The 26,983-nt window shown below is 50.2% G+C and carries 34 protein-coding genes and 1 other annotated feature (1 of these 35 running past the window's edge); all 34 genes read left to right on the forward strand.

The window, feature by feature from the left end; translation table 11 throughout:
- Positions 1 to 151 (forward strand) — a sequence feature (ribosomal protein L10 leader region) (it extends 14 nt beyond the left edge of the window).
- Between the two features lie 103 nt (positions 152 to 254).
- Positions 255 to 767, forward strand: coding sequence for a 50S ribosomal protein L10 (gene rplJ / locus GSF01_RS24230; protein ID WP_159887855.1), 513 nt, complete (start codon positions 255 to 257; stop codon positions 765 to 767).
- A 65-nt stretch (positions 768 to 832) separates the two neighbouring features.
- Positions 833 to 1,195, forward strand: coding sequence for a 50S ribosomal protein L7/L12 (gene rplL, locus GSF01_RS24235; RefSeq protein ID WP_159887856.1), 363 nt, complete (start codon positions 833 to 835; stop codon positions 1,193 to 1,195).
- 210 nt (positions 1,196 to 1,405) lie between these two features.
- On the forward strand, positions 1,406 to 2,005 hold the full coding sequence (locus GSF01_RS24240; protein ID WP_159887901.1) for a class I SAM-dependent methyltransferase: 600 nt from the start codon (positions 1,406 to 1,408) through the stop codon (positions 2,003 to 2,005).
- Positions 2,006 to 2,391: 386 nt separating this feature from the next.
- On the forward strand, positions 2,392 to 5,928 hold the full coding sequence (gene rpoB, locus GSF01_RS24245; RefSeq protein ID WP_159887857.1) for a DNA-directed RNA polymerase subunit beta: 3,537 nt from the start codon (positions 2,392 to 2,394) through the stop codon (positions 5,926 to 5,928).
- 120 nt (positions 5,929 to 6,048) lie between these two features.
- Positions 6,049 to 9,669, forward strand: coding sequence for a DNA-directed RNA polymerase subunit beta' (gene rpoC, locus GSF01_RS24250; protein ID WP_159887858.1), 3,621 nt, complete (start codon positions 6,049 to 6,051; stop codon positions 9,667 to 9,669).
- Between the two features lie 144 nt (positions 9,670 to 9,813).
- Positions 9,814 to 10,065, forward strand: a complete 252-nt coding sequence (locus tag GSF01_RS24255; protein ID WP_159887859.1) for a ribosomal L7Ae/L30e/S12e/Gadd45 family protein — start codon at positions 9,814 to 9,816, stop codon at positions 10,063 to 10,065.
- Between the two features lie 128 nt (positions 10,066 to 10,193).
- Positions 10,194 to 10,613 carry a 30S ribosomal protein S12 gene (gene rpsL / locus GSF01_RS24260; RefSeq protein WP_159887860.1) on the forward strand — a complete coding sequence of 140 codons (420 nt, stop codon included), beginning with the start codon at positions 10,194 to 10,196 and terminating at the stop codon, positions 10,611 to 10,613.
- Positions 10,614 to 10,666: 53 nt separating this feature from the next.
- The gene (gene rpsG, locus GSF01_RS24265; protein ID WP_072338031.1) at positions 10,667 to 11,137 is read left to right on the forward strand and encodes a 30S ribosomal protein S7; all 471 of its coding nucleotides are present in this window, start codon (positions 10,667 to 10,669) and stop codon (positions 11,135 to 11,137) included.
- Positions 11,138 to 11,173: 36 nt separating this feature from the next.
- Positions 11,174 to 13,249, forward strand: coding sequence for an elongation factor G (gene fusA, locus GSF01_RS24270; RefSeq protein WP_159887861.1), 2,076 nt, complete (start codon positions 11,174 to 11,176; stop codon positions 13,247 to 13,249).
- A 34-nt stretch (positions 13,250 to 13,283) separates the two neighbouring features.
- Entirely contained in the window at positions 13,284 to 14,477 is a 1,194-nt protein-coding gene (gene tuf, locus GSF01_RS24275; protein ID WP_159887862.1) for an elongation factor Tu, read from the forward strand.
- Between the two features lie 249 nt (positions 14,478 to 14,726).
- On the forward strand, positions 14,727 to 15,035 hold the full coding sequence (gene rpsJ / locus GSF01_RS24280; RefSeq protein ID WP_062410373.1) for a 30S ribosomal protein S10: 309 nt from the start codon (positions 14,727 to 14,729) through the stop codon (positions 15,033 to 15,035).
- Between the two features lie 55 nt (positions 15,036 to 15,090).
- The gene (rplC, locus tag GSF01_RS24285; RefSeq protein WP_159887863.1) at positions 15,091 to 15,717 is read left to right on the forward strand and encodes a 50S ribosomal protein L3; all 627 of its coding nucleotides are present in this window, start codon (positions 15,091 to 15,093) and stop codon (positions 15,715 to 15,717) included.
- A 24-nt stretch (positions 15,718 to 15,741) separates the two neighbouring features.
- Entirely contained in the window at positions 15,742 to 16,365 is a 624-nt protein-coding gene (gene rplD, locus GSF01_RS24290; RefSeq protein WP_159887864.1) for a 50S ribosomal protein L4, read from the forward strand.
- Positions 16,365 to 16,655: a 50S ribosomal protein L23 gene (rplW, locus tag GSF01_RS24295; RefSeq protein WP_159887865.1), complete on the forward strand. Its 291-nt coding sequence runs from the start codon at positions 16,365 to 16,367 to the stop codon at positions 16,653 to 16,655. Before rplD ends, rplW begins: the two co-directional genes overlap by 1 nt.
- A 29-nt stretch (positions 16,656 to 16,684) precedes the next feature.
- Positions 16,685 to 17,515, forward strand: a complete 831-nt coding sequence (gene rplB, locus GSF01_RS24300) for a 50S ribosomal protein L2 (RefSeq protein WP_159887866.1) — start codon at positions 16,685 to 16,687, stop codon at positions 17,513 to 17,515.
- 46 nt (positions 17,516 to 17,561) lie between these two features.
- Positions 17,562 to 17,840, forward strand: a complete 279-nt coding sequence (gene rpsS, locus GSF01_RS24305; protein ID WP_159887867.1) for a 30S ribosomal protein S19 — start codon at positions 17,562 to 17,564, stop codon at positions 17,838 to 17,840.
- A 50-nt stretch (positions 17,841 to 17,890) separates the two neighbouring features.
- On the forward strand, positions 17,891 to 18,226 hold the full coding sequence (gene rplV / locus GSF01_RS24310) for a 50S ribosomal protein L22 (protein WP_072338023.1): 336 nt from the start codon (positions 17,891 to 17,893) through the stop codon (positions 18,224 to 18,226).
- A gap of 13 nt (positions 18,227 to 18,239) precedes the next feature.
- Positions 18,240 to 18,905 carry a 30S ribosomal protein S3 gene (gene rpsC, locus GSF01_RS24315; protein WP_159887868.1) on the forward strand — a complete coding sequence of 222 codons (666 nt, stop codon included), beginning with the start codon at positions 18,240 to 18,242 and terminating at the stop codon, positions 18,903 to 18,905.
- 2 nt (positions 18,906 to 18,907) lie between these two features.
- Positions 18,908 to 19,342: a 50S ribosomal protein L16 gene (rplP, locus tag GSF01_RS24320; RefSeq protein ID WP_159887869.1), complete on the forward strand. Its 435-nt coding sequence runs from the start codon at positions 18,908 to 18,910 to the stop codon at positions 19,340 to 19,342.
- The gene (gene rpmC, locus GSF01_RS24325; protein WP_013921153.1) at positions 19,332 to 19,532 is read left to right on the forward strand and encodes a 50S ribosomal protein L29; all 201 of its coding nucleotides are present in this window, start codon (positions 19,332 to 19,334) and stop codon (positions 19,530 to 19,532) included. The genes rplP and rpmC overlap by 11 nt, the downstream gene beginning before the upstream one ends.
- Before the next feature lie 24 nt (positions 19,533 to 19,556).
- On the forward strand, positions 19,557 to 19,820 hold the full coding sequence (gene rpsQ / locus GSF01_RS24330; protein WP_159887870.1) for a 30S ribosomal protein S17: 264 nt from the start codon (positions 19,557 to 19,559) through the stop codon (positions 19,818 to 19,820).
- Between the two features lie 41 nt (positions 19,821 to 19,861).
- A complete protein-coding gene (gene rplN, locus GSF01_RS24335) occupies positions 19,862 to 20,230 on the forward strand; it encodes a 50S ribosomal protein L14 (RefSeq protein WP_159887871.1) in 369 nt (122 codons plus the stop codon).
- 80 nt (positions 20,231 to 20,310) lie between these two features.
- The gene (gene rplX / locus GSF01_RS24340) at positions 20,311 to 20,664 is read left to right on the forward strand and encodes a 50S ribosomal protein L24 (protein ID WP_235941714.1); all 354 of its coding nucleotides are present in this window, start codon (positions 20,311 to 20,313) and stop codon (positions 20,662 to 20,664) included.
- Between the two features lie 34 nt (positions 20,665 to 20,698).
- Positions 20,699 to 21,241, forward strand: coding sequence for a 50S ribosomal protein L5 (gene rplE, locus GSF01_RS24345; protein ID WP_159887872.1), 543 nt, complete (start codon positions 20,699 to 20,701; stop codon positions 21,239 to 21,241).
- A 50-nt stretch (positions 21,242 to 21,291) separates the two neighbouring features.
- Entirely contained in the window at positions 21,292 to 21,477 is a 186-nt protein-coding gene (locus tag GSF01_RS24350; RefSeq protein WP_010498863.1) for a type Z 30S ribosomal protein S14, read from the forward strand.
- 33 nt (positions 21,478 to 21,510) lie between these two features.
- Positions 21,511 to 21,909 (forward strand): 30S ribosomal protein S8, encoded by a 399-nt coding sequence (gene rpsH, locus GSF01_RS24355; protein WP_054797092.1) that lies wholly within the window; start codon positions 21,511 to 21,513, stop codon positions 21,907 to 21,909.
- A gap of 31 nt (positions 21,910 to 21,940) precedes the next feature.
- Complete coding sequence (rplF, locus tag GSF01_RS24360) at positions 21,941 to 22,483, forward strand: 50S ribosomal protein L6 (protein ID WP_159887873.1); 543 nt, start codon at positions 21,941 to 21,943, stop codon at positions 22,481 to 22,483.
- Between the two features lie 62 nt (positions 22,484 to 22,545).
- A complete protein-coding gene (gene rplR / locus GSF01_RS24365) occupies positions 22,546 to 22,914 on the forward strand; it encodes a 50S ribosomal protein L18 (protein WP_159887874.1) in 369 nt (122 codons plus the stop codon).
- A gap of 29 nt (positions 22,915 to 22,943) precedes the next feature.
- Complete coding sequence (rpsE, locus tag GSF01_RS24370; RefSeq protein ID WP_159887875.1) at positions 22,944 to 23,441, forward strand: 30S ribosomal protein S5; 498 nt, start codon at positions 22,944 to 22,946, stop codon at positions 23,439 to 23,441.
- Positions 23,442 to 23,451: 10 nt separating this feature from the next.
- Positions 23,452 to 23,640 (forward strand): 50S ribosomal protein L30, encoded by a 189-nt coding sequence (rpmD, locus tag GSF01_RS24375; protein WP_159887876.1) that lies wholly within the window; start codon positions 23,452 to 23,454, stop codon positions 23,638 to 23,640.
- A gap of 33 nt (positions 23,641 to 23,673) precedes the next feature.
- A complete protein-coding gene (rplO, locus tag GSF01_RS24380) occupies positions 23,674 to 24,114 on the forward strand; it encodes a 50S ribosomal protein L15 (protein WP_159887877.1) in 441 nt (146 codons plus the stop codon).
- Entirely contained in the window at positions 24,114 to 25,412 is a 1,299-nt protein-coding gene (gene secY, locus GSF01_RS24385; RefSeq protein ID WP_159887878.1) for a preprotein translocase subunit SecY, read from the forward strand. Before rplO ends, secY begins: the two co-directional genes overlap by 1 nt.
- Before the next feature lie 163 nt (positions 25,413 to 25,575).
- On the forward strand, positions 25,576 to 26,229 hold the full coding sequence (locus GSF01_RS24390; RefSeq protein WP_159887879.1) for an adenylate kinase: 654 nt from the start codon (positions 25,576 to 25,578) through the stop codon (positions 26,227 to 26,229).
- Positions 26,226 to 26,978, forward strand: a complete 753-nt coding sequence (gene map, locus GSF01_RS24395) for a type I methionyl aminopeptidase (RefSeq protein WP_159887880.1) — start codon at positions 26,226 to 26,228, stop codon at positions 26,976 to 26,978. Before GSF01_RS24390 ends, map begins: the two co-directional genes overlap by 4 nt.
- The last annotated feature ends 5 nt before the right edge of the window (positions 26,979 to 26,983 follow it).

Genomic DNA, 26,983 nt, shown 5'->3' on the forward strand with positions numbered 1-26,983 from the left:
CTTACCGTAGACAGCAGGTGCCTGAGCTTCAGGCTTAATTTCCTGCCGAGGTGTTATGATAAAAGTTCGATATTCAAAGCTTCACGGCTTATGGAATATGGGAATCATCATGCCTTCGCTCTTGTCTGCGAAGGCATTTTTGCTTGCAGCGAAGATGCCTTCGCAGACGCTCGACATGTGCGGACGATGTTTACGATAAGAAAGAATGCTTACGAAGTCAGTTTTCCTTCGGAAAACTCTTAGGAGGTGCAAAAATGGCAAACGCAAAAATTATCGAGCAAAAAGCGGCACAAGTAACGGAAGTAGCGGAAAAGCTGAAAGGCAGCTCCTGCGCAATCGTTGCGGACTACCGTGGTTTGAACGTCGCTCAAGTAACCGAGCTGCGCAAACAATTGCGTGAAGCTGGTATCGAGTTCCAAGTATTGAAAAATACAGTGGTACGGCGCGCGACAGCTGGTGTAGAATTGACGGAGTTGGACAGCTACCTGACGGGTCCTACGGCGATCGCATTCAGCAAAGACGATATCATTTCGCCGGCAAAGATTCTGACGAACTTTGCTAAAAAGAATGATAAATTGGAAGTTAAAGCGGGCGTGGTTGAAGGTAAAGTTGTTGATTTCAACCAAATCAAAGCTCTGGCCGATCTGCCTTCCCGCGAAGGTTTGTTGTCCATGTTGCTTAGCGTCCTTCAAGCTCCAGTGCGCAACTTTGCCCTCGCGGTCAAAGCTGTTGCCGACAAGCAAGAAGGCGGCGCGCAAGAAGCTTAGTATCCTTGTAAGTTCAGCAAGATCCCAAAAACAAATATCTTAATTGATATAATGGAGGTTTAACCATGAGCAAAGAGCAAATCTTGGAAGCCATTAAAGGCATGACTGTACTGGAACTGAACGATCTGGTTAAAGCAATCGAAGAAGAATTCGGCGTAACTGCAGCAGCTCCTGTAGCTGTAGTAGCAGGCGGCGCAGCAGCAGAAGTTGAAGAGCAAACAGAATTCGACGTAATTCTGAACAACGCTGGCGCTTCCAAAATCAACGTTATCAAAGCAGTTCGCGAAATCACAGGCCTTGGTCTGAAAGAAGCAAAAGATCTCGTAGACGGCGCTCCAAAGCCAATCAAAGAAAGAGTTGGCAAAGAAGAAGCGGATTCCATCAAAGCCAAGCTGGAAGAAGCAGGCGCTTCCGTAGAAGTGAAGTAATCTAGCTTTGCGACAGACCCCCTTGCCCGAGGCAGACCTCCGCAAGGGGGTTTCTTGTTCACGCATAGCTAGGTTGGAATGGACGGAGCAGGTTGCCATGCCTACCGTCTTGCGGACGTTTTTCTTCCTTCATCAATAGAGGCGCGACTGATGTCTCAAGAAAAGCTGCTGCTGGAAGTGTATGTATACGGATTAGATGGAGGACTGGATATGTCGGAACATTATTATACTTCTAAACCCAGTGCCCGCCATGACCTGCATCGGTTGGAGGAGACGCTGCGGGGCCATAAGCTGACATTGGTCACGGATGCCGGCGTGTTCTCCAAGAAGGGGCTGGACTTTGGGTCCAAGCTGCTGATTGAAACGATGGCTATCCCCAGAGATGCGCGGGTGCTTGATGTTGGCTGCGGGTATGGTCCGATCGGTCTGAGCGCCGCTCTCCTTGCAGACCGGGGGCATGTGACTATGGTGGACATTAATGAACGGGCCGTGGAGTTGTCTCGGCATAATGCAGAGTTGAATCGTATTGCGAATGTAACCATTCTTCAAAGCGATCGCCTGGAAGAGGTTAAGGAGAACGTCTTCGACGTGGTGCTGACAAACCCTCCGATCCGTGCGGGCAAGGAGGTTGTGCACAGTATTTTTGAACAAGCGTATGAGGCGTTGGCCGCTGGAGGGCAGCTTTGGGTGGTCATTCAAAAAAAACAGGGAGCACCATCGGCAGTTGCCAAACTGGAAACATTGTTTGCGGAAGTGACGGAAGTGGAACGCGATAAGGGGTATTGGATACTCAAGGCAGTTAAGCAATAGACTTTGGTGAGCTTTGCCCGAATTAGACGCCGAATATACATGTTCGATCCTGGAAAAACGTTGACTTGTGTTCGGTGTTGTGATATTATTATAAAATGTCAGCATTATGATTGGGCCATTTATCTTTAGTTCGCTAAAATGTCAAGAACTTTTTTGTACGGGGTTGAATAAAATTAACTCATTTGACGTATAATGTTTAGATTTTACGTAAACCCTACAAGGTATGAAGAAAATTGTGGTAAGCATGCATGGATTGTGGTCTATTATCTTGCATCAGGATTAGAAGCTTCTAAAAGAAGTTAGACTTCGCGAGATTTTGGTCGAGAAGGCTTCCAGAGAGGCTTTTATTTTGTTCTATATGAGCAAATATGAGGGGTGAATCTAAGTTGGCGGGTCATCTTGTTCAATTAGGTCGACGTAAACGCAGGTCGTACGCTCGGATTCATGAAGTTTTGGAAGTTCCAAATCTGATTGAAATTCAACAAAAATCATACCAATGGTTTTTGGATGAGGGATTGCGCGAAATGTTTCAGGATATTTCCCCGATTCAGGATTTTACGGGGAATTTGGTGTTGGAATTTATCGACTACTCTCTCGGAGAGCCTAAGTATTCGGTAGACGAATCCAAGGAACGCGATGTCACCTACGCAGCACCGCTTCGGGTGAAGGTGCGGCTGATCAATAAGGAAACCGGTGAAGTTAAAGAGCAAGAAGTGTTCATGGGGGATTTCCCGCTCATGACTGAAACGGGGACCTTTATTATTAACGGCGCTGAACGGGTAATCGTCAGCCAGCTGGTTAGATCCCCTAGCGTATATTTCAGTACCAAAGTCGACAAAAACGGGAAGAAAACTTACACCGCGACGGTTATTCCGAACCGCGGCGCATGGCTTGAGCTGGAGACGGATGCGAAGGACATTATTTATGTGCGCATCGACCGTACCCGTAAAATTCCTGTAACTGTACTGCTTCGTGCTCTTGGTTTCGGAAGCGATGCCGAGATCATCGAGCTGCTTGGCGACGACGAATATATCCGCAACACGCTTGACAAGGACAATACCGACTCGACGGACAAGGCATTGATCGAGATCTATGAGCGTCTCCGTCCAGGCGAGCCGCCTACTTTGGACAATGCTCGCAGCTTGCTGGTCGCTCGCTTCTTCGATCCGAAGAGATATGACCTTGCAAACGTCGGTCGTTACAAAATCAACAAGAAGCTTCACATTAAAAACCGTCTGTTCAACCAACGTCTGGCTGAGACGCTTGCAGACGGGAATACAGGCGAAATTATCGCAGAAGCGGGTCAATTGATCGACCGTCGTTTGCTCGATACCATCTTGCCTTACCTGGAGGACAACGTCGGGTTTAAAGAATACAGCATTGCGAATGGCGTTATGGAAAACGAACGCATTCCGCTGCAATGTATTCACGTTTACTCGCCGATCGAGGAAGGTAAAGTAGTCAAGGTTATCGCCAATGGAAAGATCGATAAATCCGTTAAGCACATCACGCCTGCGGACATTATCGCCTCCATTAACTATTTTATCGATTTGCTCCATGGTATTGGCAGCACGGATGATATCGACCACCTGGGCAACCGTCGTCTGCGTTCTGTGGGCGAGCTGCTGCAGAATCAGTTCCGTATCGGTTTGTCTCGTATGGAACGTGTCGTTCGTGAAAGAATGTCCATCCAGGACGTCAACACCATTACGCCGCAGCAGTTGATCAATATCCGTCCGGTCATCGCTTCGATCAAGGAGTTCTTCGGAAGCTCCCAGCTGTCGCAGTTTATGGACCAGACGAATCCGCTCGCTGAGCTTACGCACAAGCGGCGTCTGTCTGCACTGGGACCCGGCGGTCTGACGCGGGAACGTGCAGGCTTTGAAGTCCGGGACGTGCATCACTCCCACTATGGACGGATGTGCCCGATCGAGACTCCGGAGGGACCGAACATCGGGTTGATCAACTCCCTGTCGACGTTTGCGCGGGTTAATGAATTCGGATTTATCGAAGCCCCTTATCGCCGCGTTGACCCGAATACCGGCATCGTTACCGCAGAGATTTCGTATCTGACGGCCGATGAGGAAGATAATTATGTGGTCGCGCAGGCGAATGCGGAGCTTACGGAGGATGGCTACTTTGCGAACGATTCCGTTATCGTCCGTTATAAGGATGACAACCTCCGGATCGCCAAAGAGCGTGTCGACTATATGGACGTTTCGCCTAAGCAGGTTGTCTCGGTGGCCACGGCGCTCATTCCGTTCCTGGAGAACGATGACTCCAACCGTGCGCTCATGGGATCGAACATGCAGCGGCAGGCGGTTCCTCTGCTTATTCCAAAGGCGCCTCTCGTTGGCACTGGGATGGAGCATAAGTCGGCGAAGGATTCCGGCGTATGTATTGTCTCCAAGGTCAATGGCGTCGTTGAGAAGGTATCCGCGAACGAAATTTGGGTGCGCAAGCAAGAGACCGTCGATGGCCGTTTGGTCAATGGCGATATCGTCAAGCATAAATTGCACAAGTTCCTTCGTTCCAACCAAGGGACCTGCATCAACCAGCGCCCGATCTGTCACAAGGGTGAGCAAGTGCGCGTCGGCGATATTCTGGCTGACGGCCCTTCCACCGAGCAAGGCGAGCTGGCGCTTGGCCGCAACGTTGTCGTAGCTTTCATGACATGGGAAGGCTACAACTATGAGGATGCGATCCTGCTCAGCGAGCGTCTGGTGAAAGAGGATGTCTATACCTCCATTCACATCGAGGAGTATGAATCCGAGGCTCGTGATACGAAGCTGGGACCGGAAGAGATTACGCGCGACATTCCGAACGTCGGGGAAGATGCGCTGAAGAACCTCGACGAGCGCGGCATTATCCGTGTCGGTGCCGAGATCGCAGCAGGCGATATTTTGGTCGGTAAAGTAACGCCTAAGGGCGTAACCGAGCTGACGGCGGAAGAGCGCCTCCTGCACGCGATCTTCGGTGAGAAGGCGCGTGAGGTTCGCGATACGTCCCTGCGGGTGCCGCATGGTACGGATGGAATCGTCGTCGATGTCAAAGTATTTACCCGCGAAAACGGGGATGAGCTGCCTCCAGGCGTAAATCAGCTGGTTCGCGTCTATATCGCGCAAAAACGGAAAATTTCCGAAGGCGATAAAATGGCGGGACGCCACGGTAATAAGGGTGTTGTCGCCCGGATTCTACCTGAAGAGGACATGCCGTTTATGCCGGACGGCACGCCGGTCGAAGTCGTTCTGAACCCGCTCGGGGTTCCTTCCCGGATGAACATCGGTCAGGTGCTTGAGGTCCACTTGGGCATGGCGGCTCGCTTCCTGGGGATTCATACCGCTTCACCTGTATTTGACGGAGCGCGTGAGTACGACGTGTTCGATGCGATGGAAGAGGCAGGCATGCAGCGCAACGGTAAGACGATGCTGTATGATGGCCGGACCGGTGAGTCGTTTGAGCGCGAAGTGACCGTTGGGGTCATGTATATGATCAAGCTGGCGCACATGGTTGACGATAAAATTCATGCCCGTTCCACAGGACCTTACTCGCTCGTTACGCAGCAGCCTCTGGGTGGTAAAGCCCAGTTCGGCGGACAGCGCTTCGGTGAGATGGAGGTTTGGGCGCTTGAGGCCTATGGGGCCGCTTATACGCTTCAAGAGATTTTGACCGTCAAGTCCGATGATGTCGTAGGACGGGTCAAAACGTACGAATCTATCGTCAAGGGCGAGAACGTCCCTGAACCGGGAGTTCCCGAGTCGTTTAAGGTTTTGATCAAAGAGCTTCAAAGCTTGGGTATGGACGTGAAAATTCTCTCGGAAGACGAGCAAGAGATCGAGATGAGAGAAATGGACGACGAGGACGAAGTAACCAGCGACAAGCTGAACTTGAATCTAGAAGGCGCGGAGATGGGTGTAGAGTAAGCTGCTTTGCTGCCATAGAGAGTGTTTTAGACGCCGGTACGGCGCCTAAGGCCGTATATCGATAAGACGCAGGGTTCCGATAGATCTGATGAGAGACAATAGCTGGAGGAGGGTTGCTCCTTGATTGACGTCAATAATTTTGAATTCATGAAAATCGGATTGGCTTCCCCGGAGAAGATTCGCTCGTGGTCCAGAGGCGAAGTGAAAAAGCCGGAGACGATCAACTACAGAACGTTGAAGCCTGAGAAGGAAGGTTTGTTCTGCGAGAAGATTTTCGGGCCGACCAAGGACTGGGAATGTCACTGCGGCAAGTATAAGCGCGTTCGCTACAAAGGCGTCGTCTGTGATCGCTGCGGCGTAGAGGTTACTCGCCAGAAGGTTCGCCGTGAACGTATGGGCCATATCGAGCTGGCCGCGCCTGTCTCGCATATCTGGTACTTCAAGGGTATTCCGAGCCGTATGGGTCTGGCGCTCGATATGTCTCCCCGTTCGTTGGAGGAGATCATCTACTTCGCTTCTTACGTAGTGACGGATCCAGGCGATACGCCGCTCGAGAAGAAGCAATTGCTGTCCGAGAAGGAATACCGCAGCTATCGTGAAAAGTATGGCTACGCCTTCCAGGCAGGCATGGGCGCTGAGGCTGTGAAGAAGCTGCTTTCAGACATCGACATCGAGAAAGAAGTCGATATGCTGAAGGAAGAGCTCCGTACGGCACAAGGCCAACGCCGCAACCGTGCGATCAAGCGCTTGGAGGTTATGGAAGCGTTCCGTAACTCCAAGAACATGCCGGGCTGGATGGTGCTGGATGTGCTTCCCGTCATCCCTCCTGAGCTTCGTCCGATGGTTCAGCTCGACGGCGGACGTTTCGCTACGTCTGACTTGAACGACCTGTACCGCCGGGTGATCAACCGGAATAACCGTTTGAAGCGTCTGCTTGATCTGGGTGCGCCGGATATTATCGTACAGAACGAGAAACGGATGCTTCAGGAAGCCGTCGACGCCTTGATTGACAATGGACGCCGCGGCCGTCCGGTTACCGGACCGGGGAACCGTCCGTTGAAGTCCCTCAGCCATATGCTGAAAGGGAAGCAAGGTCGATTCCGTCAGAACCTGCTCGGTAAGCGCGTCGACTACTCCGGCCGTTCCGTTATCGTTGTAGGGCCTAGCCTGAAGATGTACCAATGCGGTCTGCCGAAGGAAATGGCGCTTGAATTGTTCAAGCCTTTCGTGATGAAAGAGCTTGTGAATAAAGGGCTCGCCCACAATATTAAAAGCGCTAAGCGTAAAGTTGAGCGCGTAAGTCCCGAAGTATGGGACGTTCTGGAAGAGGTTATCAAGGAGCATCCGGTTCTGCTGAACCGTGCCCCTACGCTTCACCGTCTCGGTATTCAGGCATTCGAGCCGATCCTGGTCGAAGGTCGCGCCATCAAGCTTCATCCGCTCGTATGTACGGCTTATAATGCCGACTTTGACGGTGACCAGATGGCCGTTCACGTACCGTTGTCTGCAGAAGCGCAAGCTGAAGCTCGCGTACTGATGCTGGCGTCAGGCAATATCCTGAACCCCAAAGACGGCAAGCCGGTTGTAACGCCTTCGCAGGATATGGTTCTGGGAAGCTTCTACCTGACGACGGAGAACAAGGATTCCAAAGGCTCGAATACGATTATTCGTACGGTAGCCGAGGCGGTATCCATGTACCATCGCGGAGATGCCTCGCTTCATGCCCGTGTTGCTATTCCGGCCAAAGCATTGGGTAAAACCAGCTTCACGCCTGAGCAGCAGGAAGGCATGCTGATTACGACGATCGGTAAAATCATCTTCAACGAGATTTATCCGAGCGACTTCCCGTATATCAACGAAGCGACCAAAGCGAACCTGCTGAGCGGCGTATCGGACACGTACTTCGTCTTCGGCAAAGGCGGAGACATCCGCGCGAAGATGCTGGAGCTGCCTGAGACGAAAGCGGTGGGCAAGGACTATCTCGGAACGATTATTGCCGAATGCTTCCGTCGCTACCATACGACGCAAACCTCGGTTATTCTGGATAACATCAAGCAGCTCGGATTTACGTACTCGACACGCGCCGGGATTACGATCGCGGTTGCCGACGTTACCGTTCCTTCCGAGAAGGATGAGATCCTGGCACAGTCCGACGAGAAGGTCAAAGTCGTGACGAACCAGTATCGCCGTGGTCTGATTACGGACGACGAGCGCTATGACCGCGTTATTGCGATCTGGAGCAAGGCGAAGGATGAAATCACGGATATTCTGATGAAATCCTTGGATAAATACAACTCCATCAACATGATGGTGGAATCCAAAGCACGGGGTAACAAATCGCAGATCACCCAGCTGGGCGGTATGCGGGGTCTGATGGCCAACCCATCGGGTAAAATCATGGAGTTGCCGATCAAGTCGAACTTCCGTGAAGGCCTTACGGTTTTGGAATACTTTATCTCGACGCACGGTGCCCGTAAAGGTTTGGCGGATACCGCGCTTCGTACGGCTGACTCCGGTTACTTGACGCGTCGTCTGGTTGACGTGGCTCAGGACGTTATTGTCCGCGACGAGGACTGCGGTACGGATAAAGGCTTCATGGTCAGCACCATCCGGGACGGCAAGGAGATCATCGAGGAGCTGTACGACCGTATCGAAGGCCGTTATTCCTTCGAGACGATCCGCCATCCGCAAACTGGCGAGGTGCTGGTTAACCGCAACGAGCTGATTGAGGCGACGATTGCCGATCAGATCATCGCGGCAGGCGTGGAACGCATTCAGATCCGCTCGGTGCTGAGCTGCCGCTCCAAGCATGGCGTTTGCAAAAAATGCTATGGCCGTAACCTAGCTACAGGCCAGCACGTTGAAATCGGCGAAGCCGTCGGGATCATCGCCGCGCAATCCATCGGGGAGCCGGGAACCCAGCTCACGATGCGTACGTTCCATACCGGGGGCGTTGCCGGAGACGATATTACCCAAGGTTTGCCGCGGATCCAGGAGCTCTTCGAAGCCCGGAATCCGAAAGGTCAGGCTATCATCACCGAAATAGACGGTGTCGTGAAGGAAATTCGCGAAGCGAAGGACCGCCGCGAGATCGAAGTGCAGGGCGAAGCCGAATCGAAGACCTACAATGTTCCTTACGGTTCGCGTATCCGCGTATCGGCCTCGCAAGTTGTCGAAGCCGGAGACGAGTTGACCGAGGGTTCCATCGACCCGAAAGAAATGCTGCGCATCAAGGGCATCCGCGGCGTGCAGAACTATATCCTTCAGGAAGTTCAGCGCGTATACCGGAACCAAGGGGTAGAAATCAACGACAAGCACGTTGAAGTCATGATCCGCCAGATGCTGCGCAAAATCCGTATTGTCGATGCAGGGAATACGACGCTTCTGCCAGGCTCCTTCGTAGACATCCATGAATACGAGGATGCCAATAAAGTGTCGTTGTTCGCAGGGGAAGAGCCGGCAGTCGCTAAGCCCGTCCTGCTCGGTATTACCAAGGCGTCGCTGGAAACCGATTCCTTCTTGTCCGCAGCTTCCTTCCAAGAAACGACACGCGTTTTGACGGATGCGGCGATCAAGGGGAAAGTGGACCAATTGCTCGGCCTGAAAGAAAATGTCATCATCGGTAAGCTGATTCCGGCAGGTACGGGGATGAACCGCTACCGCAACATCCGGATTACCGATCCCAACGCTGAGCCGATCGATGAGCTCACCGATGAGGTGGAAGCTGTTACCGTAGAATAGCCGTCTACGCCGATCGCCTGATTTTGTATGAAAAAATCATCAATATGGCGGTCGGCGGTTCTTGACACGATAGTGGCGAAGTGCTACTATATCAAAGTGTGCCAATTTACAAGCCCCGTAACCTCTGCTTTGGAGGGGATTTACTTGGATCTCGATAAAGTAAAGCAGGCTGCGAAGCTGACGATCGGCACGAAGCAAGCCACGAGAACAGTGGAACAAGGCATGGCCGCTGAAGTTTTCGTAGCGAAAGATGCAGATCCGCGGATTACGATAAAAATGATTAACCTCTGCAAGAAAATGGGGGTTAAGGTCACATACGTTGAATCCATGAATATGCTCGGTAAGGCGTGTGGCATCGAAGTAGGCGCCGCTATGGCGGCTGTAGTAAATGAATAAAAAACCGACGTTTTTGTTCGGGAATTGCTTAAAGTCCCGGGCAAAGACGTTTCCTTTGTTCATTTATGATTCGCCTGGATCTGTGGGCTTGAAAAATGCAAGTCATTTTGATGAAGGAGGTGGCCACTATGCCAACAATTAACCAGCTCGTCCGTAAAGGACGCCAAGCTAAAGTTGTAAAATCCAAATCCCCGGCTCTTCAAAGAGGCTTCAACGCTTTGAAAAGAGAGTCGACGGAAATCAGCTCCCCTCAAAAACGCGGCGTTTGCACGCGTGTAGGTACCATGACGCCAAAGAAACCGAACTCCGCTCTTCGTAAGTATGCGCGTGTTCGTTTGACTAACCGTGTTGAGGTAACAGCTTATATTCCGGGTATCGGACACAACCTGCAAGAGCACAGCGTCGTTCTGATTCGCGGCGGTCGTATTAAGGACCTTCCAGGGGTTCGTTATCACATCGTTCGCGGCGCGCTCGATACTGCAGGCGTGAACAACCGTAAGCAAGCTCGTTCCAAGTACGGCGCAAAACGCCCAAAAGTGAAGAAGTAATAAGGCAAGCAGCTTGACAAAATCGAATGAGTTTTTGAGAAAGGGGGATAACTATGCCTCGTAAAGGTCCAGTTACTCGCAGAGACGTATTGCCAGATCCGGTATACAACAGCAAGTTGGTTACTCGTCTGATCAACCGTATCATGATCGACGGTAAAAGAGGAGTAGCACAATCTATTCTGTATAATGCCTTCGGTCTGATTCAAGAGCGTACAGGCAAAGAGCCGATGGAAGTTTTCGAACAAGCCATCAAGAACATCATGCCTGTGCTCGAAGTCAAAGCTCGCCGTGTGGGGGGCGCGAACTACCAGGTGCCGATCGAAGTTCGTCCAGAACGCCGTTCGACGCTGGGACTTCGCTGGCTCGTAAACTATTCCCGTCTTCGCGGTGAGAAGACGATGGAAGAAAGATTGGCAGCTGAAATTATGGATGCAGCCAACAACACTGGTGCTTCTGTCAAAAAACGTGAAGATACGCACAAAATGGCTGAAGCCAACAAAGCGTTCGCTCACTATCGCTGGTAGAATTATAATCCACGAGTTTAGGAAGGAGAAAACCTGATGGCTAGACAGTTCTCCTTGAAAGATACGCGTAACATCGGGATCATGGCGCATATTGATGCGGGTAAGACAACCACTACGGAGCGTATCTTGTTCTATACAGGCCGTGTACACAAAATCGGTGAAACCCATGAAGGTGGGGCAACGATGGACTGGATGGAGCAAGAGCAGGAGCGCGGAATCACGATTACATCCGCCGCAACTACCGCTCAGTGGAAAAACCACCGCATCAATATCATCGATACCCCGGGACACGTTGACTTCACAGTAGAGGTTGAACGTTCCCTCCGCGTATTGGACGGAGCAGTAGGTGTGTTCAGTGCCAAAGAAGGCGTTGAGCCACAATCGGAAACCGTTTGGAGACAAGCGGACCGTTATGGCGTTCCTCGGATTGCCTACGTAAACAAAATGGATATCATCGGCGCTGACTTCTTGCAAGTTATCGAATCGATGCGTGCCAAACTCGGCGCTAACGCAGTTGCTATCCAACTGCCGATTGGTGCAGAGAATGAATTTGTCGGCGTAGTTGATCTGGTTGAGCGTAAATCCTATGTCTATAAAGACGATCTTGGCAAAGACCCGATCGAAGGTCCTGTGCCGGACGATCTGAAAGACCAGGTAGAAGCGCTTCGCCTTGAGCTTGTTGAGAAGGTTGCTGAACTCGACGAAGCACTGATGGAGAAGTATCTGGAAGGCGAAGAGCTGACCATCGAGGAGATCAAAGCAGGACTGCGCAAAGGCGTTTGTTCCGTAAGCATCTTCCCGGTTATCTGCGGTTCGTCCTACCGTAACAAAGGCGTTCAACAAATGCTCGACGCAGTTATTGACTACCTCCCATCCCCAATCGATGTACCGGATATTAAAGGTACCCTCGAAGACGGTACGGAAGTTGTTCGTAAATCTGCGGACGATCAGCCGTTCTCGGCGCTTGCTTTCAAAATCATGACAGACCCGTTTGTTGGCCGTCTGACATTCTTCCGCGTATACTCCGGTGTATTGAGCGCTGGTTCGTACGTGCTGAATGCTACGAAAGGCAAACGTGAGCGCATTGGTCGTATTCTTCAGATGCATGCGAACAGCCGTCAAGAGATCAGCGAAGTTTACTCCGGTGATATCGCGGCTGCCGTAGGCTTGAAGGATACCGTTACCGGCGATACGCTGTCTGATGAGAAGAATCCGGTTATTCTGGAATCCATGAATTTCCCGGATCCGGTTATCCAGCTTGCTGTTGAGCCTAAGACGAAAGCCGACCAAGATAAGATGGGTATTGCTTTGTCCAAGCTTTCCGAAGAAGATCCAACTTTCCGTGCACATACGGATGAAGAAACAGGCCAAACGATTATTGCCGGTATGGGCGAGCTCCATCTGGAAATCATCGTAGACCGCATGCAGCGTGAGTTCAAGGTAGAAACCAACGTGGGTAAACCGCAGGTTGCTTACCGCGAAACCTTCAAGCAAGCTGCTAGAGTCGAAGGCAAGTTTGTTCGCCAATCCGGCGGCCGCGGCCAGTACGGCCATTGTTGGGTGGAGTTCGAACCGCTTGAGGCAGGAACTGGCTTCCAGTTTGAAAGCAAAATCGTCGGCGGCTCGATTCCTAAGGAATTCGTAGCACCGATCCAAGCGGGTATTGAAGAGTCCATGAAAAACGGCGTATACGCAGGCTTCCCGCTTGTGGATATCAAAGCAACCGTTGTTGACGGATCCTACCACGATGTTGACTCCAGTGAAATGGCGTTTAAGATCGCAGGCTCCATGGCACTCAAGGCAGCAGCCGACAAGTGTAAACCGATATTGCTTGAGCCAATCATGAAAGTCGAAGTAACCGTTCCGGAAGAGTACATGGGCGACGTAATGGGCGACCTGAACTCCCGCCGCGGACGCATCGAAGGTATGGACGCACGCTTCGGCGCGCAAATCATTCGTGCTAAGGTGCCTTTGTCTGAAATGTTTGGTTACTCCACGACTCTGCGTTCGCGTACCCAAGGTCGCGGCGTATACTCGATGGAAATCTCGCACTATGAAGAAGTACCTAAGTCGATTGCGGAAGAAATCGTCGCAAAACACAAAGGTGCCTAATATAAAATCCATTATCTGAGGAGGCAATCCACTCATGGGAAAAGCGAAATTTGAACGCAATAAGCCGCACGTTAACGTCGGAACAATCGGTCACGTTGACCATGGTAAAACCACTCTGACAGCAGCTATCACTACTGTATTGAACAAAAGATTCGGCAGCGGCGTTGCGTTCGCTTACGATCAAATCGACAAAGCTCCAGAAGAGCGCGAGCGCGGTATCACAATTTCCACTTCCCACGTGGAATACGAAACAGCTAACCGCCACTATGCTCACGTTGACTGCCCAGGTCACGCCGACTATGTTAAAAACATGATCACTGGCGCGGCTCAAATGGACGGAGCGATCCTGGTTGTATCCGCAGCTGACGGCCCAATGCCGCAAACTCGCGAGCACATCCTTCTCTCCCGCCAAGTAGGCGTTCCATACATCGTTGTTTTCCTGAACAAATGTGATATGGTTGAAGACGAAGAGCTTCTGGAACTGGTTGAAATGGAAGTTCGCGACCTGCTGAGCGAGTATGAATTCCCAGGCGATGACACTCCGATCATCCGTGGTTCCGCTCGTGAAGCACTTCAAAACCCAGAAGGTCCTTGGGCTGACAAAATCGTTGAGCTGTTCGAGCACATCGATTCCTACATCCCTAACCCGCAACGTGATACAGACAAGCCATTCCTGATGCCGGTAGAGGACGTGTTCACGATCACTGGTCGTGGTACCGTTGCTACAGGTCGTGTAGAGCGCGGTGTGGTTAAAGTCGGCGACGAAGTTGAAATCATCGGCTTGCAAGAAGAATCCCGCAAGAGCGTTTGCACAGGCGTTGAAATGTTCCGTAAATTGCTGGATTCCGCACAAGCGGGCGACAACATCGGCGCATTGCTTCGCGGCGTAGAGCGTAAAGACATCGAGCGTGGTCAAGTTATCGCGAAACCGGGTTCGGTTAAGGCGCACACAAACTTCACAGCTCAAATCTACGTTCTGACTAAAGAAGAGGGTGGCCGTCACAAGCCTTTCTTCACAGGCTACCGTCCACAGTTCTACTTCCGTACAACTGACGTAACAGGTATCATCAACCTGCCAGAAGGTACTGAAATGGTAATGCCAGGCGACAACATCGCGGTAACGGTTGAGCTGATCTCCCCAATCGCTATCGAAGAAGGTACTCGCTTCGCTATCCGCGAAGGCGGACGTACGGTTGGTGCCGGTGCGGTTGCATCGATCCAAAAGTAATAGATTTGCGAGACCCTTCATCCCTCGGGATGAAGGGTTTTTTGGCAGTGAAAAAAACTTTTAAATTTACTGCAAATTTGCTTGCAATTTGTATCTGGATTTAATATAATAGTGAACGTTGGTCTGTGACGTTGCGATGATGTGAGAGGTTGCTGACACACCCGGCCCCTTTGCCATAGGGATGGCGAGTCAGGAGATTTTCACGGAGTATGTCCGATACTAAATTGGGCGATAGAAGGAGGGAATACAATGGCAAAGCAAAAGATTCGTATTCGTTTGAAGGCTTATGATCACAGAATTTTGGATCAATCCGCAGAAAAAATCGTGGATACAGCCAAACGTTCCGGTGCAGGAGTGTCTGGTCCGATTCCGCTTCCAACCGAGAAGCAAATCATCACGATTCTTCGCGCTGTGCATAAGTACAAAGATTCGCGTGAGCAATTCGAAATGCGCACACATAAGCGTTTGATCGATATCGTGAATCCAACGCCGCAAACGGTTGATGCGCTGATGCGTCTGGATCTGCCGTCCGGTGTGGACATCGAAATCAAACTGTAATATAAGCGTTAGCGGATAAATACAAACAAGCAACAGAGGAAAAGAGGTGTCAACGATGACTAAAGGTATCTTAGGAAAAAAACTTGGGATGACTCAAGTGTTTACTCCCGAAGGATTGGTTGTTCCAGTTACCGTAATCCAAGCAGGTCCTAACACGGTTCTGCAGAAGAAAGATGCGGATAACGATGGTTACGAAGCCATCCAAATCGGTTTTGAAGACAAGAAAGAACAAAGAGCCACTAAACCGGAGCTCGGCCATGCTAAGAAGGCAGGAGCTACGCCTAAGCGCTACATTAAGGAGATTCGCGGCGTTGATATGGCTGGTTACGAAGTTGGCCAGGAAATCAAAGCAGATCTGTTCTCCGAAGGCGAATTCGTTGATGTAACGGGTGTTTCCAAAGGTAAAGGATTCCAAGGCGTTATTAAGAGACATAACCAATCCAGAGGCCCTATGACTCACGGTTCCCGTTATCACCGCGGTCCAGGTTCGATGGGCTCCATCCAAGCTAACCGTGTACCGAAAGGCAAAAAGCTGCCAGGACACATGGGTAAAGAAACGGTAACGATTCAAAAGCTTGAAGTGGTTAAGGTTGATGTTGAACGCAACGTGCTTCTGATTAAAGGTTCCATTCCGGGTCCTAAAAATAGCTATGTTACCGTCAAAGCTACGGTGAAGAAGTAAGCAAGCAGGAAAGGAGGATAACAAATGCCAACAGTAGCAGTATATAATGTCAGCGGTTCGCAGGTGGGCGAAGTCGAATTGTCCGAGAACGTATTCGGTATCGAGCCCCATGCACATGCACTGAATCAAGCTGTTCTTTTGCAACGCGCTTCGCTTCGTGCGGGTACGCACAAAACGAAAGGTCGTTCCGAAGTACGCGGCGGTGGCCGTAAGCCTTGGAAACAAAAAGGTACAGGACGTGCTCGTCAAGGTAGTATCCGCTCTCCTCAATGGAAAGGCGGCGGTGTGGTTTTCGGACCAACTCCTCGCAGCTACTCGTTCAAACTGCCTAAGAAAGTTCGTCGCTTGGCGATTAAATCCGCGTTGTCTTCCAAGGTGAAGACTAGCGAAATTATTGTTCTGGATCAACTGCAGCTTTCCGCTCCTAAAACGAAGGAATTCGCAGCTATCCTGAACAACCTGAAAGTCGATCGTAAGGCCTTGGTAGTGACAGCTGGCTACGAAGAAAACGTAGCATTGTCGGCCCGCAACATTCCTGGCGTAAAGTTTGTTATCGCTGAAGGAATCAACGTGCTGGACGTATTGTCGTATGACAAGCTGATCATTACGAAGGACGCGGTGCAAAAGGTAGAGGAGGTGTTTGCGTAATGAAGAACCCTCGCGATATTGTTAAGCGCCCGATCATTACTGAACGTACCAGTGAAATGATGGCCGATAAAAAATATGTGTTCGAGGTTGACATCCGTACAAACAAAACGGAAATCAAGCAAGCGATCGAACAAATTTTCAAAGTGAAAGTAACGAACGTGAACACACTTAGAATGCCGGCAAAGCCAAAGCGTTACGGCCGTTACTCCGGTTATACATCCGAGTGGAAGAAAGCAATTGTAACTCTTTCGGCTGATAGCAAAGAGCTTGAATTCTTTGAGTCCGTCTAAGAAACTTCTAAAGTAAGGAGGGAAACCACGTGCCAATTAAAAAGTATAAACCATCGTCCCCGGCGAGACGTGCGATGTCCGTTTCGACTTTCGAAGAGATCACGACATCCACACCGGAAAAATCGCTTTTGGCTCCATTGTTCAAAAAAGCAGGACGTAACAACCAAGGTAAAATTACGGTTCGTCACCAAGGCGGCGGACATAAGCGTAAATACCGGATCATCGACTTCAAACGTAACAAAGATGGAATACCTGGACGCGTTGCTACGATCGAATACGATCCAAACCGTACAGCTAACATCGCTTTGATCAACTACGTGGATGGCGAGAAACGCTATATCATCGCTCCTCAAGGCTTGAAAGTGGGCGATCAAGTCGTATCCGGCCCTGAGGCTGATATCAAAATCGGTAATGCTCTTCCAATGGAGAATATCCCGGTTGGTACAGTTATCCACAACATCGAATTGAAGCCTGGCAAAGGCGGTCAATTGGTTCGCGCAGCTGGTACAGAAGCGCAATTGCTCGGTAAAGAAGAGCGTTATGTAACGGTTCGTCTGTCCTCTGGCGAGATGAGGAAAATCCTTAAGGTTTGCCGCGCTACCATCGGTTCCGTAGGTAACGAGGATTATGAGCTCATCAAAATCGGTAAAGCCGGTCGTTCCCGCTGGCTCGGACAAAGACCGGAAGTTCGCGGTTCCGTCATGAACCCTAACGATCACCCTCACGGTGGTGGTGAAGGTCGCTCCCCGATCGGTCGCAAATCTCCAATGTCCCCATGGGGCAAACCGACGCTTGGTTACAAAACTCGGAAGAAAAACAAAGCTTCCAACCAATACATCGTTCGTCGCCGCACGAAGTAAGATTTGTTTGGATAGATGCGTTGCTTAAAGAAGGGAGGAACAATATATGGGTCGCAGTTTGAAAAAAGGACCGTTTATCGATGGCTATCTGCTTAAAAAGGTTGCAGAGGTAGACGCTTCCTCGAAAAAGCAAGTGATCAAAACTTGGTCCCGCCGCTCTACGATTTTCCCGCAATTCATCGGTCACACGTTCGCTGTTTATGATGGCAGAAAGCATGTACCGGTTTACGTAACGGAAGATATGGTAGGACATAAGCTTGGCGAGTTTGCACCAACCCGTACTTACAAAGGTCATGACGACGATAGAAAAACGGGCAAGCGCTAAGATAAATCGTTGAATATAGATTCAGTTCGTGAACGAGAGGAGGTACAACCATGCAACAAGCAAAAGCTATTGCAAGATACGTACGCATCGCTCCCCGTAAAGCTCAGCTCGTGGTCGACTTGATCCGCGGCAAGCAAGTGGGCGAAGCTATTGCAATCCTGAACCATACGCCTAAAGCGGCATCCCCGATTATCGAGAAGCTGCTCAAATCGGCGATTGCGAATGCGGAGCATAACAACTCCCTAGACCCTAACAGTCTGGTCATTTCGCAAGTGTTCGTTGATCAAGGACCAACCTTGAAAAGATTCCGTCCTCGCGCTATGGGTCGTGCGAGCCGCATCAATAAACGTACCAGCCACATCACTGTAGTGGTATCTGAGAAATAAGGAGGGACAACGTGTGGGTCAAAAAGTAAACCCGGTGGGACTTCGCATAGGTATTATTCGCGATTGGGAGTCCAAATGGTATGCCGGCAAAGATTTCGGCGATCTGTTGATGGAAGACGTAAAAATTCGTGAGTACTTGAAACAGAAATTGAAAGAATCCGCAGTTTCCCGCATCGAGATCGAGCGTGCGGCTAACCGCGTGAACGTTACAATTCATACAGCCAAGCCAGGTATGGTTATCGGTAAAGGCGGTTCGGAAGTTGAAGTAATCCGCGCTTACCTGACAAAGCTGACTAACGGCAAAAAAGTTCACATCAATATCACTGAGATTAAAACACCCGATATGGATGCGATCCTGGTAGCAGAAAGCATTGCACAACAGCTGGAGCGTCGCGTTTCGTTCCGTCGTGCTCTGAAACAAGCTATCCAAAGATCGATGAGATCCGGCGCTAAAGGAATCAAAACTTCGGTTAGCGGTCGTCTGGGTGGAGCGGAAATTGCAAGACAGGAAGGCTATAGCGAGGGTACAGTACCTCTTCATACATTGCGTGCGGATATCGACTACGGTACGGCTGAGGCTCATACCACATACGGACGGATCGGCGTAAAAGTATGGATCTATCGCGGCGAAGTTCTTCCTCCGGCTAAGAAAAAGGCTGCTGCGGAAGGAGGCAACTAATCATGTTAGTTCCTAAACGTGTAAAACACCGTAAAGAGCACCGCGGCAGCATGCGCGGTAAAGCTAAAGGCGGTCAGGAAGTACATTTCGGCGAATACGGCCTGCAAGCGATGGAGCCGGCTTGGGTAACCAACCGTCAAATCGAAGCTGCTCGTATCGCGATGACTCGTTATATTAAGCGGGGCGGTAAAGTTTGGATCAAGATTTTCCCTTCCAAGCCGATTACCCAAAAGCCGCTTGAAGTCCGGATGGGTAGCGGTAAAGGTAACGTAGAAAAATGGGTTGCTGTCGTAAAACCGGGTAAGGTTCTGTTCGAACTGGCCGGCGTAAGCGAAGAAATCGCCCGTGAAGCTATGCGTCTCGCCGCTCACAAGCTCCCGATCAAGACGAAGTTTGTGAAAAGAGAAGAACTGGGTGGTGAAGCAAATGAAAGCTAGTGAATTTCGCAACTTAACCACTGCTGAGATCGAACAAAAGATTGCCGGATTTAAAGAGCAACTCTTTAACCTCCGTTTTCAACTGGCTACAGGTCAACTGGATAATCCCGTACAGATTCAAAAAGTACGCAAAGAGATTGCTCGGGCAAAGACTGTTTTGCGTGAAAGAGAATTGGGAATCACTAGTTAATGAAAGAGAGAGGAGGATCTCGCAATGGCTGAACGCAACGAGCGTAAAACGCAATTGGGCAGAGTCGTAAGCGACAAGATGGAAAAAACCATCGTTGTTGCGGTTGAGACTTACAAGAAACACGACTTGTACCACAAGCGGATTAAATATACGAAGAAATTCAAAGCTCATGACGAAAATAACGAAGCTAAAATCGGCGACGTTGTTGAAATCATGGAAACACGTCCACTCTCCAAGGACAAACGTTGGAGATTGGTAAAAGTGGTTGAAAAAGCGGTTATTGTTTAATATAAGCACCTAGCATCAATACCGGAAGGAGGAACTACACAATGATTCAACCATTTACTCGTTTGAAAGTAGCTGACAACTCTGGTGCGAAGTCGCTGATGTGTATCCGAGTGTTGGGTGGTACTGGACGTCGTTCGGCTAACATTGGTGATCTGATCATCTGCTCGGTGAAAGAAGCAACACCTGGTGGCGTTGTCAAGAAGGGCGATGTTGTCAAAGCAGTAGTGGTACGCACGAGACGTGGCGCTCGTCGTAAGGACGGATCCTACATTACATTTGACGAGAACGCAGCTGTTATCGTTAAGGAAGACAAGAGCCCGCGCGGCACTCGTATCTTTGGACCGGTAGCTCGTGAGCTTCGTGATAGAGATTTCATGAAAATCGTATCTCTGGCACCTGAAGTTATCTAAGCTCCTTCCCTATGAAGTACCAAGCATGACTTACGAAGCGGTTTTCAGTCGCGAAAACCTGTAGGAGGTGTAATACCACAATGCCAAAACAACCGAAGAAACTGGAGTCCCACAACAATAAATTGCACGTGAAAAAAGAAGACACGGTTATCGTGATCACGGGAAAAGACAAAGGCAAGAAGGGCCGCGTACTCGCAGCTTACCCTCGTCAAAACCGTGTGCTGGTCGAAGGCGTGAACATGATCAAGAAGCATGCGAAGCCATCCCAGGCTAACCCGCAAGGCGGCATCCTTACGCAAGAGGCTTCTATTCATGTCTCCAACGTGATGCTCGTAGATCCGAAGAGCGGTCAACCGACGCGTATCGGCTACAAAGTATTGGATAACGGCAAAAAAGTCCGCGTCGCGAAAAAATCCGGCGAGGTTATCGATTAATAGTAAAGGTGAAGAAAGGAGGTAAACGAGTCTTATGGCAGCAAGAATGAAAGATCGTTTCCTGAACGAAGTAACGCCAGCGTTGATTCAAAAGTTTAACTACACTACGGTTATGCAAGTTCCGAAAATCGAGAAAGTAGTTATCAACATGGGTGTTGGCGAAGCAGTTTCCAACTCCAAGATCCTTGATACCGCCGTCTCCGACCTGCAGTTGATCTCTGGTCAAAAGCCGGTTATCACTCGTGCTAAAAAATCGATCGCAGGGTTTAAACTGCGTGAAAATATGCCAATCGGCGTGAAGGTAACGCTGCGCGGCGAGCGTATGTATCACTTCCTCGACAAGCTGTTCAACGTTGCGCTTCCGCGCGTACGTGACTTCCGTGGCGTATCGACAAAAGCATTTGATGGCCGCGGCAACTACACGCTTGGTTTGAAAGAACAACTGATCTTCCCAGAGGTCGAATACGATAAAGTGGACAAAGTCCGCGGTATGGATATCGTAATCGTCACGACGGCGAAAACAGACGAAGAATCCCGCGAATTGCTGACGCAGCTCGGCATGCCGTTCACGAAATAATAAGCTTACGATACGGGTTTCCAAAGAAACCTATGGAGGTGTAAACGAAAGTGGCAAAAACTTCGATGAAGATTAAGCAGCAGCGTCCTCCGAAATTCAAGGTGCAGGCCTACACGCGCTGCGAGCGCTGCGGACGTCCCCATTCGGTATTGCGTAAATTTAAAATTTGCAGAATTTGCTTCCGCGAATTGGCATACAAGGGCCAGATCCCTGGCGTGAAGAAAGCAAGCTGGTAAAACTCATAGTTTCGGGAAGGAGGTTTACAACACATGGTTATGTCCGATCCAATTGCAGATATGCTTACACGCATTCGCAACGCTAATGTCGTTCGTCATGAGACTGTTGAAATTCCGGCTTCGAAGATCAAGCGTGAAATCGCCGAGATCCTCAAGAAGGAAGGCTTCATCCGTGACGCTGAATATATCGAAGACAGCAAGCAAGGCATCATCCGCTTGTTCCTGAAATACGGCTCCAATAACGAGCGCGTAATCACAGGTCTTAAAAGAATCAGCAAGCCAGGTCTTCGCGTTTATGCGAAAAGCCAAGAGGTACCACGCGTACTCGGCGGGCTGGGTATCGCAATTCTCTCGACTTCTAAAGGTGTAATGACCGATAAAGAAGCTCGTCAATCCAAAGCTGGCGGAGAGGTTATCTGCTACGTTTGGTAATTTCCATTTTTAAAGAACGGAGGTGCACAACATGTCCCGTATTGGTCGCAAACCAATCACGATTCCTAGCGGAGTTAACGTGACTTTAGACAACGCAGTAATTACGGTTAAAGGCCCTAAAGGCACATTGAGCCGCGAGCTTCACAAAGACATGAAGGTCAGCGTCGAAGAAAGCATCATTAACGTAGAGCGTCCTTCTGACAATAAATTGCATCGTTCCCTGCATGGCACGACGCGCAGCGTCGTTCAAAACATGGTGAGCGGAGTAACTGACGGTTTTGCAAAAAACCTTGAACTGGTCGGCGTAGGTTACCGTGCGAACAAATCCGGCAACAAGCTGGTATTGAACGTTGGTTACTCGCATCCAGTTGAGATCGAACCGGCAAGCGGCATCGAATTCGAAGTTCCTTCGAACACGAAGATCACGGTTAAAGGTATCGACAAAGAGCTGGTAGGCGCATATGCTGCCAAAATCCGCTCTGTACGCGAGCCTGAGCCTTATAAAGGCAAAGGTATCAAGTACGAAGGCGAACGGATTCTTCGTAAAGAAGGTAAGGCCGGTAAGAAGAAGTAAGGCAGCTTAGCTAATGCGGCTGACTTGCTTCGCCAACGATACCGAAAGGAGTGAAGACTCGAATGATTACTAAAGTCGATAAAAACAAGGCGCGCTTGAAAAGACATCTTCGCGTTCGTAAGAAAATTCAAGGAACGGCTGAGCGTCCGCGTCTCAACATTTTCCGTTCTTCCAAACATATGTATGCACAACTGATCGACGACGTCAAAGGCGTAACCATCGCTTCCGCTTCCACGCAAGATAAAGAGCTGAAAGAAACAGTCGGTAACGGCGGCAACGCTGAAGCTGCTACGAAAGTCGGCGCTTTGATCGCAGAACGTGCGAAGAAAGCAGGCGTAGAGAAGGTTGTGTTCGACCGCGGCGGATACCTGTACCATGGTCGTGTAAAAGCATTGGCTGATGCTGCTCGCGAAGCAGGTCTTGATTTCTAAAACAAATCTACACATAAGGAGGTATGAACTTGCGTATCGATCCAAACACATTGGAATTGACTGAAAAAGTCGTTCAAATCAACCGCGTTGCTAAAGTTGTAAAGGGCGGACGTCGTTTCAGCTTCAGCGCCCTCGTTGTTGTAGGCGATGGCAAAGGCTGGGTAGGCGCTGGAATCGGTAAAGCTTCCGAGGTACCTGATGCAATCCGCAAAGGTATTGAAGATGCGAAGAAAAACCTGATTCAAGTCCCAATCGTCGGAACTACGATTCCTCACTTGGTAATCGGACACTTCGGCGCGGGCAGAGTGCTGCTGAAGCCTGCATCTGCAGGTACAGGAGTTATCGCAGGCGGTCCGGTTCGTGCAGTACTGGAGCTTGCCGGCGTTGGCGATATCCTGACGAAATCTCTGGGTTCCTCGAACTCGATGAACATGGTTAACGCTACCCTGGAAGGCTTACAACGCCTGAAGCGTGCGGAAGATGTTGCTAAGCTTCGCGGTAAAACCGTAGAAGAACTTTTAGGTTAGGAGGGATACCATGGCTAAGCAATTGCAAATTACCCTCAAGCGCAGCCTGATCGGCAGACCTGAGACGCAACGTCGCACGGTTACCGCTCTCGGACTTCGCAAGCTTCATCAAACGGTCTCGCAAGCTGACAATGCTGCTATCCGCGGTATGGTCAATCAAGTGAGCCACTTGGTGGAAGTTAAAGAAATCGAAGCGTAATGACTTAACATAAAGCTAGAGGAGGTGCAAACGATGAAATTGCATGAACTTACTTCTGCCCCTGGTTCGCGTCAATCGCGCAAGCGTGTGGGCCGTGGTGTTGGTAGCGGCATGGGCAAAACTTCGACTCGCGGTCACAAAGGTCAGAACTCTCGTTCCGGCGGCGGTGTTCGTCCAGGATTTGAAGGCGGTCAAAACCCGTTGTATCGTCGCTTGCCGAAGCGTGGATTTAACAACCAGTTCCGCAAAGAGTACGCCATCGTCAATCTGTCGGACTTGAACAAGTTCGAAGCTGGCACGGAAGTGACTCCAGAAGTTTTGCTGGAATCCGGTATCGTTAAGAACCCGCTTAGCGGCATCAAGATCCTCGGTAACGGTGAAATCACGGTTCAACTTAATGTAAAGGCGAGTAAATTCTCCCAATCTGCGGTAGAGAAAATTACAGCTGCCGGCGGTAAAACCGAGGTGATTTAATGTTCCGTACCATATCCAATATTATGAAAGTAGACGATTTGAGGAAACGGATCCTGTTCACCCTTCTGGTGCTGATCGTCTACAGAATTGGTGCTTTTATTCCGGTACCTAACATCAACACAGAGCTGCTTAAAATGCAGGACCAAGCTACCAGCGGAGTTTTCGCCTTGCTGAATACCTTCTCCGGGGGTGCGTTGTTCCAGTTCTCCATCTTCGCGATGACGATTACTCCGTATATTACGGCGTCGATTATCGTTCAGCTCCTGTCGATGGATGTCATTCCGACATTCACTCAGTGGGCTAAAGAAGGAGAAGTGGGCCGCAAAAAGCTAAGTCAAGTTACCCGTTACGGTACTATCGTGCTAGGACTTATCCAGGCTTTCAGCTTTGCGATCGGTTTTAACCGGATGGTTAGTGGATTGGTAATCAATCCGAGCTTTACGACGTATGCTTTAATTGCGATCGTACTTACAGCTGGTACAGCATTTCTGATGTGGTTAGGGGAACAAATCACCGAGAATGGCATTGGAAATGGTATTTCCATTATCATCTTCGCGGGTATTGTCGCTGCGATTCCGACAGGCATCAGCCAAATTTATCAAACTCAATTTGTCGATGCTGGCGGCGCGGTTTTCCTCAACATCCTTAAGGTGCTGATTATCGCTGCTGTTGTAGTCGCCTTGATCGTTGGTGTCATATTCGTCCAGCAGGGCATTCGTAAGATTCCGGTTCAGTACGCGAAACGGGTGGTCGGTCGCAAAATGTTCGGCGGTCAGTCTACGCACATTCCGCTTAAAGTGAACGCTGCGGGCGTTATCCCAGTTATTTTCGCACTGTCCTTACTCGTGTTTCCGCCGACCGTTGCCAGCTTCTGGCGTGGGAATCCGGTAGCCGAATGGATCATCACGAATCTGAGCTACACGCATCCGCTTGGCATGGTGCTGTATGTACTTCTGATCATCGGATTTACGTACTTCTACACATTCGTACAGATTAACCCTGTGCAAATGGCTGAGCAGATGAAGAAGAACGGCGGATATATCCCGGGCATCCGACCAGGGAAGAACACCGAAGTATACTTGACCCGCGTGATGACTCGGATCACCCTTTCCGGCGCGCTGTTCTTGGCTGCCGTATCTATTGTCCCGATGATTTTCGCTGCTCTGGCCGGGTTGCCGCAATCCGTGCAAATCGGCGGCACTTCCTTACTCATCGTAATCGGTGTAGGTTTGGAAACGATGAAAACCATCGAAAGCCAATTGATCAAACGCCATTACAAGGGCTTCATTAATAAATAGCATATAGGTTCTGATAGTACGCTCGCCCGGCGCCTGTGACGACCGACCTTCGGCATCATCGGCGTTGAGGTTGACGGGGCCCGCCTTCTGCGGTTTTCGTGAGAACTATCGGCACCTATTGTGCTGTTAGCATCGGATGATGCAAGTGAGGGAGGAAGTCACGGTGAATATTATCTTTATGGGACCTCCTGGTGCAGGTAAAGGTACGCAAGCGGAACGGATCATTGATGAATTCCAAATTCCGCATATCTCCACCGGTGATGCATTTCGGCTTGCGATGAAGCAAGAGACACCTCTTGGCGTCGAAGCGAAGAAGTTTGTGGATCAGGGGCTGCTTGTTCCGGATGAAATTACGATCGGCATCGTACGCGACCGCTTGTCGCAAGACGATTGCTCGAAAGGGTTTTTGTTGGACGGCTTCCCAAGAACGATCTCCCAGGCTGAAGCATTGGATGAAATTGCGACGGCTCTGAATCGGAAAATCGATCATGTCGTTAACTTGAGTGTAGATCGTAATTTGCTTCTTGCCCGTCTGACTGGCCGTCGGATTTGCAAATCCTGCGGTGCAACCTATCACGTCTTATTTAACCCTCCGGCAGTTGATCAGGTTTGTGACAAATGCTCAGGTGAATTGTATCAGCGCTCGGACGATAACGAAGAGAAGGTCGGAACTCGTTTGGACGAATATATCAATAAAACCGCTCCTCTTCTGGAGTACTATCGGAACAAGGGAATATTGCGCGAGGTTAACGGTGAGCAAGAAATCGATACGGTTACTGCACAAATCAGTTCACTATTGCGAGGACAAGCGGAATGATCATTTGTAAATCTGCCGCTGAATTGGACTACATGCGCGAGGCCGGACGCATCGTTGCCGAAACGCACCGCGTGCTGCAGAAGGCCATTCAGCCCGATATTACAACCAAAGAACTCGATCAGATCGCTGAAGATTTTATTCGCAGTCAGGGCGCAATTCCATCTTTTAAAGGCTACAATGGTTTTCCTGGAAGCATCTGCGCTTCGGTCAATGATGAATTGGTTCATGGGATCCCCGGTCAGCGCAAGCTGAATGAAGGTGACATTATCAGCATCGACATCGGAGCTCAATACAAAGGATATCATGGGGATTCCGCTTGGACTTATGGCGTAGGCACGATCACCGAAACGGCGAGCAAGCTGCTTGAGGTTACGGAGAGGTCGTTGTTCGCCGGTCTGGCGGAAGCGAAACCGGACGCTAGGTTGTACACGATATCCAATGCCATCCAAAGATGCGCCGAGAATGAAGGATTTTCGATTGTCAGAGAATATGTAGGACATGGCATCGGGGCCGAGCTCCACGAGGAGCCGCAAATACCTAACTATGGCATTGCCGGTCATGGACCGCGTCTTCGCCCGGGTATGGTGCTTGCAATCGAACCGATGGTCAACGTGGGTGAGCGATACGTCCGGACGCTTCAAGATAACTGGACGGTGGTCACGGTGGATGGCACACTGTGCGCACACTTCGAGCATACCATCGCCATTACGCAGGACGGCTTCGAGATACTGACGCTGCCGGGAGCGTAATTGCG

Source organism: Paenibacillus puerhi (genome assembly GCF_009846885.1).
Classification (GTDB): domain Bacteria; phylum Bacillota; class Bacilli; order Paenibacillales; family NBRC-103111; genus Paenibacillus_G; species Paenibacillus_G puerhi.